This window comes from Polaromonas sp. AER18D-145 (assembly GCF_002379095.1).
In the GTDB taxonomy this organism is placed as follows: Bacteria; Pseudomonadota; Gammaproteobacteria; order Burkholderiales; family Burkholderiaceae_C; genus Polaromonas.
Genome location: NZ_NBZV01000003.1, coordinates 171,235 through 183,553, shown reverse-complemented (window position 1 = coordinate 183,553; position 12,319 = coordinate 171,235). Strand labels below are relative to the sequence as shown.

The following is a 12,319-nucleotide window of genomic DNA, read 5'->3' as shown; positions in this document are numbered from 1 at the left end:
CCAGCGCGGTTTTGCCCATGGACGGCCGCGCCGCCAGGATGACCAGGTCACCGGCCTGGAAACCCGAGGTCATCTTGTCGAGGTCGTAAAAGCCGGTGGGCACGCCGGTGACGTCGTTCGGGTTTTCCGACATCTCGGTCACGCGGTCCAGCAGGCTCACCACCAGGGTGTCCATGCTCTGGAAACCCTGCTTCATGCGCGACCCCTGCTCGCCGATCTTGAAGATCTTCTGCTCGGCCTCGTCCAGGATCATGGCCACGGCCTTGCCCTGCGGGTTGAAGGCGTTGGTGGCGATCTCGTCGCTGGCGGCCACCAGCTTGCGCAGGATGGAGCGCTCGCGCACGATCTCGGCGTAACGCCGGATGTTGCCGGCGCTGGGCACGTACTGGGCCAGCGAGTTCAGGTAACTCAGGCCGCCGATATCCTCCGCCTTGCCCAGGTTCTGCAGGTGCTCATAGACCGTGATCACGTCGGCCGGTTTCGTCGCGTTGATCAGGGCACCAACGGCCGCGTAGATCAGCTTGTGTTCGTAGCGGTAGAAATCCTCGTCCACCAGCAGGTCGCCGACCCGGTCCCAGGCGCCGTTGTCCAGCAACAGGCCGCCTAGAACACTGGACTCACCCTCGATGGAATGCGGTGGAATGCGCAGCTGGGCAATCTGCCGGTCGGCGCTGTAACGGGGATCGGGAGCAGTGGAAAGTACGGCGGACATGGGTTTCCTGAGAGGGTGCTAAATACTACGCCGGCACAGCCAAAATGCGGTGGATAAAGTTGTGAATAAGCGTGGGAAATGCGGTGTAAATCAGGGCTGTAGGTGTGAACAACCCCATCGAGAAACGACGCCAAGAAAAAAGCCGCTCAGCGAGCGGCTTTTTTCGGGGCAGCGAAACTGTTTAAGCGGATTCGCCGTACACCGTCACGGTGATGTCCACGGCCACATCGGTGTGCAGCGCCACGGTGACCGGGTGGTCGCCGACGGTCTTCAGGGGACCGTTGGGCATGCGGATCTGCGACTTCAGCACGGGGAAACCCTGCTTGGTCAGCTCGGCCGAAATGTCGTGGTTGGTGACGGAGCCGAACAGACGGCCGTCAACGCCAGCTTTTTGCGTGAGCTTGACGGTGGTGCCGCTCAGCTTTGCGCCCTGGGCTTGCATTTCGGCCAGCTTGGCAGCGGCGGCTTTTTCAAGTTCGGCGCGTTTGACCTCGAACTCCTTGATCGCCATGGCGGTGGCGCGACGTGCGCGGCCGGAAGGGATCAGGAAATTGCGGGCATAGCCGTCCTTGACCTTGACGACTTCACCCAGGTTGCCCAGGTTGACGACTTTGTCGAGCAGAATGATTTGCATGGTCGTGTTCCTTACAGGCTGCGGTGCTGGTCGCTGTAAGGCAGCATCGCGAGGAAGCGAGCGCGCTTGACGGCGGTGTTGATCTGGCGCTGGAAAATCGCGCGCGTGCCGGTCAGGCGGGCGGGGATGATCTTGCCGTTTTCGGCAACGAAATCGCGCAAGGTGTCGATGTCCTTGTAGTCGATTTCTTCAACACCAGCGGCTGTGAAACGGCAAAAACGCTTGCGTTTGAACAGCAGGGATTGGGTATTGCGCTTGGGGCGCTTGTCTTTATTGAAACGTTTTGGTCCGGGCATGATGGACTCCTTAAATGGGGTTCGGTACTGATTCGATGGCTTGAATATGGAAAACAACGCTCTTGCTGCCGCGGGCATTGACCAGAAAACCGGTGAACCTGAAAGGTTTGCCTAAGGGCAGCTGGCCAGTTTGCTCAGCCAGCGTACCAAAAGCAACCGCCTTCATTGTCAAGTTGACCTGCCGGGTGGAACCTGCTTCTGTCATTTCGGACTCGTGTTCGAGGACGACATTGGCAGCGGGGATTCCAGCGGGGGTGTAGCGAAGAGGACTGGCCTCGGCGATACAAGCGGTCAATTCAACGCGGTTCACTGCAGAATCATGATCTTGCGACGATGCGCAGCAATCAGTTGTTCAACAGCATGTGTGGGCAACCCGATGAGGGGTTAGGCCGCATACTCCTGCTGCTGGGCCTTGCGGGCTTCTTCCCTCTCGACGTTGCGCATCATGAGGGACGGGCCGGTTTCAGCCTTTTTCTTGACCACGGTCAGGTGGCGCAACACGGCGTCATTGAATTTGAATGCGTGTTCAATTTCTTCCATCACGGCCTGGCTGGCTTCGATGTTGATGCACAGGTAGTGGGCTTTGGCGAGTTTCTGGATCAGGTACACCAGCTGGCGGCGGCCCCAATCTTCAACACGATGCACTTTTCCACCGCCGGCGGTAATCATGCCCTTGTAACGTTCCAGCATGGCTGGGACTTGCTCGCTTTGATCCGGGTGGATCAGCAAGACGATCTCGTAATGACGCATAAACTCTCCTTGTGGTTTGGTTGAAGCTGCCCCAGCGTCGTTAAGGGTGCAGCAAGGCGAAGCCCATGATTATAGCCTGAGACGGCACAGCCCGGCCAAAACCCGGTTCCGCCGGGCGCCCCGGGCCCTTCTCCCCCGTCCCATCACGGCTTCCAGGTTGCCTCCCGCCCAGACGAAAAAAAGCCCGGCAACGTGAGTTGCCGGGCTTTTTGGCTGAAGCTGACCGGAGGTTCCGGTCAGTTCAGGATTCAGCGCACGGGATCGGCGCGCAGGGTTGGGTAGCGCACATGCTCAACCAGCTCCTGGATCTTGCGGCTGGGCGCCGGGGTGACCAGGCTGACCAGGATGATCACGGCAAATCCAACGGGCACCCCGAACAAACCGGCCGAGATCGGCTGGATGTCCCACCAGAGTTGAACCGGGGAAGAGATGCCAAAAATGCCACGCATCCAAGGCTGCGTCATGATCATGTAGTAAACCGTGGTCCCGAGACCGGCGGCCATGCCCAGCGACGCAGCAATGCCGTTGGCACGCTTCCAGAAAATTCCCAGCACGAGCGCCGGGAAGAACGCAGCCGCAGCGAACGAGAACGCCGCAGAAACCAGGAACAGAATGTCGGCCGGTTTCTGGGCTGCCACGTAAGCGGCAGCCAGCGCAACAATCAGCAACAGGACCTTGGAGATGGTCACGCGGCGTGCGGTCGATGCGTTCGGGTCGATCATTTTGTAGTACAGGTCATGGCTCAGCGCATTGGCAATCGTCAGCAGCAGGCCGTCAGCGGTTGACAGCGCGGCAGCCAGACCGCCGGCCGCCACCAGGCCGGACACCACGTAAGGCAGGCCGCCAATCGCGGGCGCAGCCAGCACCACGACGTCACCGCCAATGGACAGTTCGTTGAGCTGCAGAATGCCGTCCTTGTTGATGTCCACCACCGACAGCAGTGTCGGATCGACCTTGTTCCAGGCAGTGATCCATTCCGGCAACGCGTTGAACGGCGTGCCCACCACCAGGGTGAAGACCTCGTATTTCACCAGCACGGCCAAAGCAGGTGCGGTGAAGTACAGCAGGAAAATGAAGAACAGCGACCAGGTGACCGATTGCCGCGCTTCCTTCACGCTGGGCACCGTGTAGTAACGCATCAGGATGTGCGGCAGCGCGGCGGTACCCACCATCAGGCAGAAAATCAGCGCCAGGAAGTTGCGACGCGAAACGTCGTAGGCTTTCTGGGCAGCGGCATCGCCATTGGGGTCGCCGGCATATTGCTGCGCGTGCGGAGGCATACCGTTGAGCGGTTTGGCCTTGGCGTCAGCCCCAGCCTTGGCAGCTGTCCAGGCTCTCTTGGCTGCAGCTTCATCTTTCGGCAAGGCAGCCAGCGCTTTTTCAGCCGCGGAAATTTCCGACAGCGCACCGTTGGAGGTTTTCAGATCCGCCAGGACCTTCTCCGCCGCAGCCTTGTCGGCGGCCAGCGCAGCTCCAGGGTTCTTGAGCTTGGCATCCAGGGCGGCCGAACGCTGTTTGAAGATCTCGCGAACTTCGATTTCTTTCGGATTACTGGTCAGCTCTTTTTCCTTGGCAGTCACTTTTTGCAGCTGGAAGCCATAAATCGCCTGCGGAATCGGGACGCTGGTCTGTTTGACCGACAGCCACACCACCGGGATCATGTAAGCCACGATCAAAATGATGTACTGGGCCACCTGCGTCCAGGTCACAGCACGCATGCCGCCCAGGAAGGAACAAACCAGAATGCCGCCCAGACCCAGGAAAATCCCGAGTTCAAAGGCCACACCCGTCAGGCGCGCGGTGATGATGCCGACGCCGTAAATCTGTGCCACCACATAGGTGAAGGAGCACAGAATCGCAGCGACGATACCCAGAAAGCGTGGCGTGTTGCCGCCATAACGCTCTCCCAGGAAGTCGGGAATCGTGAACTGGCCGAACTTGCGCAGGTAGGGCGCAAGAAACAGGGCCACCAGGCAGTAACCGCCCGTCCATCCCATGATGAAGGCCAGGCCGCTGTAACCCGTCAGGTAGAGCGTTCCGGCCATACCGATGAAGGACGCCGCAGACATCCAGTCGGCGCCGGTCGCCATGCCGTTGTACATGGCCGGGACACGACGCCCTGCCACGTAGTATTCGGCAGCGTCGGTCGTGCGGCTCATGATGCCGATGCCGGCATACAGACCGATCGTGGCCAGCAGGAAGATCAGGCCGATCCACTGGCGGGACAAGCCCATCTGTTCAAGGACGGCCAGTACAACCACGAAGACCAGGAAGCCGCCGGTATACCAAGTGTAGACCTTGCTCAGGCCTGCCTTGAAGGCAGCATTGGAGGCGGCGGTGTTAGTGCCAGCGTCAGAACCAAACATTCCAGCCATGATTATTCCTCGCTTTCTTCAACACCGTGTTCGATGTCGAGCTTGCCCATGTACCAGGCGTAATAGCCGATGATCGCCACGTAAATCACCAAGGCCCCTTGCGCTCCCATCCAGAAGCTAAAGGGCCAGCCAAAGAAATTGAAGCTCAACTCGCGGGCGTAGTAGCTCACGACGAACGTCACGACGAACCAGATCACGAGAAGGATTCCCGTGATGTTGAGGTTCTTGCGCCAATAACGGCGATGGTTGTCAGTCAACTGCATAACACTTGCCTCCATCTAACAACACCCTTTCGGGCACATCACGATCACCACTTGTCCCCAAGCGTGGCCTGCAAGCCGGATCGCGTCTCTTTTATAAAGCCTGGGCTCAGACCCCGGCCATCAAAATAACCCCTCAGCTGGTCTGCCGTCAGGAAGACTGAGCAACGCTCAGTCCCGTCTCGCGTTCCAGCTGGGCGGCCACTTTAGGCTCAAACCGTTTGAGGTGGCGAATGACCTTCACCGCCTCATCAGGGTCTTGCCTGTCAACATGAACCCGCGCAAGCTGATACCAGCCGAACGGGCTCATGGGTTGCAGTTCTGTGTTTTTCTTGAGTGCCTGAACCGCCTCGTCGAAGCGGCGATCACGAATCAGCAGCAGTGCCAGGCCGTACCAGGCCCGGTCCATCTTGGGTTCGATGTCCAGCGCCCGGCGAAAGGCGGGCTCCGCGTCGGCATGGCCACCGATGTCTTCCAGCATGTAGGCCAGGTTGAACCAGGCCGCGGCATTGTCGGGGTAACGCTCCGCCAGCAAGCGCAGTGCGGCGATGGCGCCGTGTTTGTCGCCTTCCTGCGCGAGGATGTGGGCGCGGCTGGCCAGGGCATAACGGTCACCCGGCCGCAACACCAGCATCTGGTCGAATTTCTCCAGGGCCGCCTGCTGCTTGCTGAACACCAGCAGGACCAGCGCCTGCAGCTTGAGATACCAGTAGGCCAGGATTGTGTTCATTTGCAAAGCTCCACACCAATTTCAAGACAGATCCGGATGCGCATCAGGGTCGAACCGATCCAGACAAACAGCAGCAACAAAAACGCCACGAGCGGAACGTGGCGGTCAATGATTTGTTTCGGGGTGATGAAGCGGGCGGCCACCACAAAGGGTTTGCCGACGATCTGCAGGATCTGGTAGAACAGGTTGCCGTCCTTTTTGGCGCCTGCCAGCAAGCCAAGCACCCACTGCCCGAACAGCGCGAGCAATGCGATCTCTGCTATCAATTTAAGAGTGGATACGGCAAAAAGCATAAGACCCCTGGCAACAATGGCTTGATTGTTGCCCCGGTTCTTACCAACTTCTTACAAACCACCACACAAGGTGGTGAACCCCGTTGAAACCCTCCCTAGGACTTTCCCTTGGTGCTGCCCCCTGAAGGCCGCAACTACAACCAAGGAACTACAAGGAGAATCCACGGACTGACCCGCGCCGAGCGTCTGCGGCGCAAGTCAGCCCAAGCAGCCTAGTTGGCCAGCTGCTTCCAGGTGTCGATGACGGTGTCGGGGTTCAGCGAGATCGAACCAATGCCCTGCTCCTTGAGCCACAGTGCAAAGTCCGGATGGTCGCTGGGGCCCTGACCGCAGATGCCGACGTATTTGCCCTGGCGCTTGCAGGCCGCAATCGCCTGGCTCAGCAAGGCCTTGACGGCCGGATCACGCTCGTCGAAGTCCTTGGCCAGGATGTCCAGGCCCGAGTCGCGGTCCAGGCCCAGGGTGAGCTGGGTCAGGTCGTTCGAACCAATCGAGAAGCCGTCGAAGTATTCGAGGAACTGGTCGGCCAGCACTGCATTGCTCGGCACCTCGCACATCATGATGATGCGCAGGCCGTCCTCGCCGCGCTGCAGGCCGTGTTTGGCCAGCAGCTCGGTGACCGCCTTGGCCTGGCCGAGGGTGCGCACAAAGGGCACCATCACCTCCACATTGGTCAGGCCCATGTCCTTGCGCACGCGCTTGAGCGCTTCGCATTCCATGGCAAAGGCCTCGGCAAAATCAGGGCTGAGGTAACGCGCCGCACCGCGGAAACCGAGCATCGGGTTTTCCTCTTCGGGCTCGTAACGCGAACCGCCGATCAGCTTGCGGTATTCGTTGGACTTGAAGTCCGACAGGCGAACAATCACCGGCTTGGGCCAGAAGGCCGCGGCAATCGTTGCGATGCCTTCGGCCACCTTGTCGACATAAAAAGCACGCGGCGAGGCATGGCCGCGCGCCACACTTTCCACCGCCTTCTTCAGGTCGGCATCGACCTGCGGGTAGTCGAGGATGGCCTTCGGGTGCACGCCGATGTTGTTGTTGATGACAAACTCCAGCCGTGCCAGGCCCACGCCGTGGTTGGGCACCTGGCAGAAATCAAACGCCAGCTGCGGGTTGCCCACGTTCATCATGATCTTGATGTCGATCGGCGGCATGGTGCCGCGCTGCACCTCGGTCACTTCGGTCTCGAGCAGGCCGTCGTAAATGTTGCCGGTGTCGCCCTCGGCGCAGCTGACCGTCACCAGCATGCCGTCCTTGAGCTGTTCGGTGGCGTCGCCGCAACCAACCACGGCCGGAATGCCGAGTTCGCGGGCGATGATGGCGGCGTGGCAGGTACGTCCGCCGCGGTTCGTCACGATGGCGCTGGCGCGTTTCATGACCGGCTCCCAGTTCGGGTCGGTCATGTCGGTCACCAGCACGTCGCCGGGCTGGACCTGGTCCATCTCGCTGATGTTGTGCACGATGCGGACCGGGCCAGTGCCGATTTTCTGGCCGATCGCCCGGCCCTCGGCCAGCACGGTGCCGGTGCCCTTGAGCTTGTAGCGCTGCTCGGCCTTGCCTTTCGACTGGCTTTTCACCGTCTCGGGCCGCGCCTGCAGGATGTAGAGCTGGCCGTCGGTGCCGTCCTTGCCCCATTCGATGTCCATGGGACGGCCGTAGTGGTCTTCGATGATGACGGCGTAACGCGCGAGTTGCTCGACGTCGGCGTCGGTCAGCGAATAGCGGTTGCGCAGCTCGGCCGGCACGTCGGTGGTCTTGACCAGCTTGCCGCCGGCCTTCTTTTCATCCGCGGTGGTGAACTCCATCTGCAGCAGCTTGCTGCCCAGGTTGCGGCGGATCACCGCACGTTTGCCGGCCTTGAGCATGGGCTTGTGCACGTAGAACTCGTCGGGGTTCACGGCGCCCTGCACCACCGTCTCGCCCAGACCGTAGCTGGAGGTGATGAACACCACGTCTTCAAAGCCGCTTTCGGTGTCGATGGTGAACATCACGCCGGCCGCGCCGAGGTCGCTGCGCACCATGCGCTGCACGCCGGCCGACAGGGCCACGTCGGCATGGGCAAAACCCTGGTGCACACGGTAGCTGATGGCGCGGTCGTTGTAGAGCGAGGCGAACACCTCCTTCATCTTGTGCAGCACGTCCTCAATACCGACCACGTTCAGAAAGGTTTCCTGCTGGCCGGCAAAAGAGGCGTCGGGCAGGTCTTCGGCGGTGGCCGACGAGCGCACCGCAAAGCTGGCCTGGGTATTGCCCGCGCTCAGGGCGGCAAAACTGCTGCGCACGGATTTTTCCAGTTCAGACGGGAAAGGCTGGGCTTCCACCAGCGTGCGGATCTGGGCGCCGGCAACCGCCAGGGCACGCACATCGTCGGTGTCCAGCTTGTCGAGGACCGCGTTGATTTTCTTGTCCAGCCCGTCGTGGGCCAGAAACACGCGAAAGGCGTGGGCGGTGGTGGCAAAGCCGGTGGGCACCTGCACGCCCTTGGGGCCGGTCGGCAGCTGCGAGATCATTTCGCCGAGGCTGGCGTTTTTACCGCCGACAGACTCGACGTCGGTCATCCTCAGGTTTTCAAACGGTACGACCAGGGCGGTCGCCTCAAACAAGTGGGACATGAAAATACTCCGGGAGGTTTAAAAACGGGGGCATCGACCATGCGCGGCAGGCAAGCTTGTGGTTGTTGGAAGGGGTTGTGGCGGGGCATGGTGTCGCAAATCTGGATAATCAATCAGATTGTAGAACGTCGCCTGCATGGTCCATGTAGGCGCTTTGCCATCAAACCAGGCCCAACATGCCCAACCGCACCGTATTTTTCATCTCCGATGGCACCGGCATCACCGCCGAAACCTTTGGCAACGCCATCCTGGCGCAGTTTGAATTCACGGCGCGCCACGTGCGCTTGCCTTTTATTGACAGCGTGGACAAGGCGCACCAGGCGGTACGCCAGATCAACCACGCCGCCGCGGTCGAGGGCAACCGGCCGATTGTGTTCACCACGCTGGTCAACATGGAGATCCTGGCCGTCATCAAGGCCCACTGCCACGGCATGATGCTGGACATGTTCGGCACCTTTGTCGCGCCGCTGGAAACCGAGCTGGGCATCAAGTCCAACCACCGGGTGGGCCGCTTTTCGGATGCCTCCAAAAGCAAGGCGTACGACGACCGGATTGAAGCCATCAACTTCTCGCTGGCCCACGACGACGGTCAAAGCAACAAGGACCTGGCCGGTTCGGACGTGATCCTGGTGGGTGTGAGCCGCAGTGGCAAAACACCCACCTCGCTGTACCTGGCCATGCAGTACGGCCTGAAGGCGTCGAACTATCCCCTGATTCCGGAAGACTTCGAGCGCCGCCAGCTGCCGCCGGCGCTGCTGCCGCACCGCAAGAAAATCTTCGGCCTGACGATCGCCCCCGAGCGCCTGGCGCAGATCCGCAACGAGCGCCGGCCCAACTCGAAATATGCCAGCCTGGCCAATTGCCGCGACGAAATCCACGAGGCCGAAGCCATGATGCGGCGCGAAGGCATTCGCTGGTTGTCGACCACGACCAAGTCGATCGAAGAGATCGCCACCACCATCCTGCAGGAGATCCGGCCCGAGCGGCTGGAGTACTGAGCGTCAGGAGCGTCAGCTCCGCTTTCCCCTCCTGTTTTGCTATCCTTTTGGTAGCTGCTTGCGCCCGTGATTATTGGGCCAACCGGCAATTTTTCTTGTTGATTCGCCCAAAACTGCTTCCAGCGGCCTTGAGGGGCACTTCTTCACATGAAAAGCCATCTTTAGCCAGCAGGCGCGGGCCCCAGCAGCTCTTGTTTCGATAGCAAACTGGTCACGCGCCAGTCAATAGTCATACTGTATGACATAAATACATTCAATTAATTGGATCAATCGCTGACCAGACCTTAAGCTATCCCTGTCGTTAATTTTTACGTCACCATCAATAGAGGAAACCCCCATGTCCCTGATCAACACCCAAGTCCAGCCTTTCAAAACCCAAGCCTTCCTGAACGGCAAATTCATTGACGTTTCAGACGAATCGCTGAAGGGCAAATGGTCGGTCCTGATCTTCATGCCGGCCGCATTCACTTTCAACTGCCCGACCGAAGTCGAGGACGCTGCCGACAACTACGCCGAATTCCAGAAGGCCGGCGCCGAGGTCTACATCGTGACCACCGACACCCATTTCTCGCACAAGGTGTGGCACGAAACCTCACCCGCAGTCGGGAAGGCCAAGTTCCCGCTGGTGGGCGACCCGACCCACACGCTGACCAAGGCCTTTGACGTGTTCATCCCCGAAGAAGGCCTGGCACTGCGCGGCACCTTCGTGATCAACCCCGATGGCGTCATCAAGACCGCTGAAGTGCACTCCAACGAGATCGCCCGCGATGTCAAGGAAACCCTGCGCAAGCTGAAGGCCGCCCAATACACCGCTGCACACCCCGGCCAGGTCTGCCCTGCGAAGTGGAACGAAGGCGCCAAGACCATCGCCCCGTCCATCGACCTGGTCGGCAAGATCTAAGTACAGGTTTAACCGCCCTGCTGCCTTCCTGACGAAGGCCCGGGCCCCGGCACACACGTGTGCCGTCCCGGGCTTTTTTGTTCCCCATTGAAATTGAAAGTGAGTCCGCCATGCTCGACGACGCCACCAAAGCCCAACTGAAAACTTACCTCGAGCGCGCCACCGCGCCCATCGAAATCGTCGCTTCACTGGACGACAGCGAGGCCTCAGGCGAAGTGCTGTCGCTGCTGAAGGACGTGGCCGAGTCGTCGCCGCTGGTCAAGCTGACCGAAAGCCGCGACGACCCGCACCGCAAACCCTCTTTCTCCATCAACCGCCCGGGCGAAAACCACGGCCCGCGTTTTGCCGGCCTGCCCATGGGCCATGAATTCACCTCGCTGATCCTGGCGCTGCTGCAAATCGGCGGCTACCCGCCCAAGGTGGAGCAGGCCGTGCTCGACCAGATCCGCGCGCTTGACCGCGATCTGGATTTTGAAATCTACGTTTCGCTGACCTGCCACAACTGCCCGGACGTGGTTCAGGCACTGAACCTGATGGCGGTGCAGAACCCGCGCATCAAGACCACCATGGTCGAGGGCGGCACCTTCCAGGACGAGATCAAGGAGCGCGAAATCATGGGCGTGCCCACGGTCTTCCTCAACGGCACCATGTTCGGCAACGGGCGCATGAGCCTGGAAGAAATCCTCGCCAAAATCGACACCAGCGGTGTCGAGCGCGAGGCGAAAAAGATCGCGGAAAAAGCACCGTTTGACGTGCTGATCGTCGGCGGCGGCCCGGCCGGCGCGGCGGCAGCCGTGTACGCCGCACGCAAGGGCATCCGCACCGGCGTGGCGTCGGAGCGTTTCGGCGGCCAGGTGCTGGATACGCTTGGCATCGAGAACTTCATCTCCATCAAGGAAACCGAAGGCCCGAAGTTCGCCCACGCCCTCGAAGAACATGTGCGCAACTATGACGTCGACATCATGAACCTGCAGCGCGCCAAGGCCCTGGTGCCCGGCAAGGACCTGATTGAAGTGCAACTGGAAAGCGGCGCCTCGCTCAAGAGCAAAACGGTCATCATCTCCACCGGCGCACGCTGGCGCAACATCAACGTGCCCGGCGAGCAGGAGTTCAAGAACAAGGGCGTGGCTTATTGCCCGCACTGCGACGGGCCGCTGTTCAAGGGCAAGCGCGTGGCGGTGATAGGCGGCGGCAACTCCGGCGTGGAAGCGGCGATCGACCTGGCCGGCATCGTCGGCCATGTGACGCTGATCGAGTTCGACACCGCGCTGCGCGCCGACGCCGTGCTGCAGCGCAAGCTCATGAGCCTGAAAAACGTCGAGGTGTTCACCAACGCGCAAACAACAGAGATCACCGGCGACCAGAAGGTCAACGGCCTGGTCTACAAGGACCGCGCGACCGGCGAGCTGAAAACCGTGCCCCTGGAAGGCGTGTTCATCCAGATCGGCCTGGTGCCCAACACCGACTGGCTCAAGGGCGTGGTGGACCTTTCGAAACACGGCGAGATCATCGTTGACGCCAAAGGCCAGACCTCGCTGCCCGGCGTGTTTGCCGCGGGGGACGCCACCACCGTGCCCTTCAAGCAGATCATCATTGCGGCCGGCGACGGCGCCAAGGCGGCCCTCGGCGCCTTCGACCACCTGATGCGGACCTCGGCACCGGCGGCCTGACAGCGCGGGGAGCGGACCTGCCGCTCCCCACTGCAAAGAAGAACGGCTATCACTCCCATTCGCGCTCATACCGCGCGAGAAGGGTTAT

General features: G+C 60.7%; 13 protein-coding genes. 3 read left to right on the top strand and 10 right to left on the bottom strand.

Features of this window, described 5'->3' with window-relative positions; genetic code table 11:
* The 10 genes from B7G52_RS03525 to ppsA all read right to left on the bottom strand — a co-directional run.
* Window positions 1–712 (bottom strand): DnaB-like helicase N-terminal domain-containing protein (locus tag B7G52_RS03525; RefSeq protein WP_305790837.1); only part of this gene is annotated, 712 nt, incomplete at its 3' end.
* 181 nt (window positions 713–893) lie between these two features.
* Window positions 894–1,346 carry a 50S ribosomal protein L9 gene (rplI, locus tag B7G52_RS03520; protein WP_096696261.1) on the bottom strand — a complete coding sequence of 151 codons (453 nt, stop codon included), beginning with the start codon at window positions 1,344–1,346 and terminating at the stop codon, window positions 894–896.
* Window positions 1,347–1,357: 11 nt separating this feature from the next.
* Window positions 1,358–1,642 (bottom strand): 30S ribosomal protein S18, encoded by a 285-nt coding sequence (gene rpsR / locus B7G52_RS03515; protein WP_077592883.1) that lies wholly within the window; start codon window positions 1,640–1,642, stop codon window positions 1,358–1,360.
* 10 nt (window positions 1,643–1,652) lie between these two features.
* On the bottom strand, window positions 1,653–1,952 hold the full coding sequence (gene priB, locus B7G52_RS03510) for a primosomal replication protein N (RefSeq protein ID WP_096696260.1): 300 nt from the start codon (window positions 1,950–1,952) through the stop codon (window positions 1,653–1,655).
* Window positions 1,953–2,026: 74 nt separating this feature from the next.
* Complete coding sequence (rpsF, locus tag B7G52_RS03505) at window positions 2,027–2,392, bottom strand: 30S ribosomal protein S6 (protein ID WP_007871089.1); 366 nt, start codon at window positions 2,390–2,392, stop codon at window positions 2,027–2,029.
* A gap of 248 nt (window positions 2,393–2,640) precedes the next feature.
* Window positions 2,641–4,767, bottom strand: a complete 2,127-nt coding sequence (locus B7G52_RS03500) for a sodium:solute symporter family protein (protein WP_096696259.1) — start codon at window positions 4,765–4,767, stop codon at window positions 2,641–2,643.
* A 2-nt stretch (window positions 4,768–4,769) separates the two neighbouring features.
* Window positions 4,770–5,030 (bottom strand): DUF4212 domain-containing protein, encoded by a 261-nt coding sequence (locus tag B7G52_RS03495; protein WP_096667957.1) that lies wholly within the window; start codon window positions 5,028–5,030, stop codon window positions 4,770–4,772.
* Window positions 5,031–5,178: 148 nt separating this feature from the next.
* Window positions 5,179–5,757 carry a tetratricopeptide repeat protein gene (locus tag B7G52_RS03490; RefSeq protein ID WP_096696258.1) on the bottom strand — a complete coding sequence of 193 codons (579 nt, stop codon included), beginning with the start codon at window positions 5,755–5,757 and terminating at the stop codon, window positions 5,179–5,181.
* Entirely contained in the window at window positions 5,754–6,050 is a 297-nt protein-coding gene (locus B7G52_RS03485) for a hypothetical protein (protein ID WP_096696257.1), read from the bottom strand. Before B7G52_RS03485 ends, B7G52_RS03490 begins: the two co-directional genes overlap by 4 nt.
* Window positions 6,051–6,262: 212 nt before the next feature.
* Window positions 6,263–8,662, bottom strand: a complete 2,400-nt coding sequence (ppsA, locus tag B7G52_RS03480; protein ID WP_096696256.1) for a phosphoenolpyruvate synthase — start codon at window positions 8,660–8,662, stop codon at window positions 6,263–6,265.
* 176 nt (window positions 8,663–8,838) lie between these two features.
* On the opposite strand from ppsA, the gene B7G52_RS03475 reads away from it, so the two are divergent.
* The 3 genes from B7G52_RS03475 (at window position 8,839) to ahpF (ending at window position 12,231) form a co-directional block, all read left to right on the top strand.
* On the top strand, window positions 8,839–9,660 hold the full coding sequence (locus B7G52_RS03475; protein WP_096667949.1) for a pyruvate, water dikinase regulatory protein: 822 nt from the start codon (window positions 8,839–8,841) through the stop codon (window positions 9,658–9,660).
* A gap of 337 nt (window positions 9,661–9,997) precedes the next feature.
* On the top strand, window positions 9,998–10,561 hold the full coding sequence (gene ahpC, locus B7G52_RS03470) for an alkyl hydroperoxide reductase subunit C (protein WP_096696255.1): 564 nt from the start codon (window positions 9,998–10,000) through the stop codon (window positions 10,559–10,561).
* Between the two features lie 110 nt (window positions 10,562–10,671).
* On the top strand, window positions 10,672–12,231 hold the full coding sequence (gene ahpF, locus B7G52_RS03465) for an alkyl hydroperoxide reductase subunit F (RefSeq protein ID WP_096696254.1): 1,560 nt from the start codon (window positions 10,672–10,674) through the stop codon (window positions 12,229–12,231).
* Window positions 12,232–12,319: the final 88 nt, after the last annotated feature.

What these genes read in the sequence shown, in the direction of transcription:
- rplI (WP_096696261.1), bottom strand. Translation starts at nt 1,346, where the DNA reads ATGCAAATCATTCTGCTCGACAAAGTCGTCAACCTGGGCAACCTGGGT.
- rpsR (WP_077592883.1), bottom strand. Translation starts at nt 1,642, where the DNA reads ATGCCCGGACCAAAACGTTTCAATAAAGACAAGCGCCCCAAGCGCAAT.
- rpsF (WP_007871089.1), bottom strand. Translation starts at nt 2,392, where the DNA reads ATGCGTCATTACGAGATCGTCTTGCTGATCCACCCGGATCAAAGCGAG.
- B7G52_RS03500 (WP_096696259.1), bottom strand. Translation starts at nt 4,767, where the DNA reads ATGGCTGGAATGTTTGGTTCTGACGCTGGCACTAACACCGCCGCCTCC.
- B7G52_RS03495 (WP_096667957.1), bottom strand. Translation starts at nt 5,030, where the DNA reads ATGCAGTTGACTGACAACCATCGCCGTTATTGGCGCAAGAACCTCAAC.
- B7G52_RS03490 (WP_096696258.1), bottom strand. Translation starts at nt 5,757, where the DNA reads ATGAACACAATCCTGGCCTACTGGTATCTCAAGCTGCAGGCGCTGGTC.
- B7G52_RS03485 (WP_096696257.1), bottom strand. Translation starts at nt 6,050, where the DNA reads ATGCTTTTTGCCGTATCCACTCTTAAATTGATAGCAGAGATCGCATTG.
- ppsA (WP_096696256.1), bottom strand. Translation starts at nt 8,662, where the DNA reads ATGTCCCACTTGTTTGAGGCGACCGCCCTGGTCGTACCGTTTGAAAAC.
- B7G52_RS03475 (WP_096667949.1), top strand. Translation starts at nt 8,839, where the DNA reads ATGCCCAACCGCACCGTATTTTTCATCTCCGATGGCACCGGCATCACC.
- ahpC (WP_096696255.1), top strand. Translation starts at nt 9,998, where the DNA reads ATGTCCCTGATCAACACCCAAGTCCAGCCTTTCAAAACCCAAGCCTTC.
- ahpF (WP_096696254.1), top strand. Translation starts at nt 10,672, where the DNA reads ATGCTCGACGACGCCACCAAAGCCCAACTGAAAACTTACCTCGAGCGC.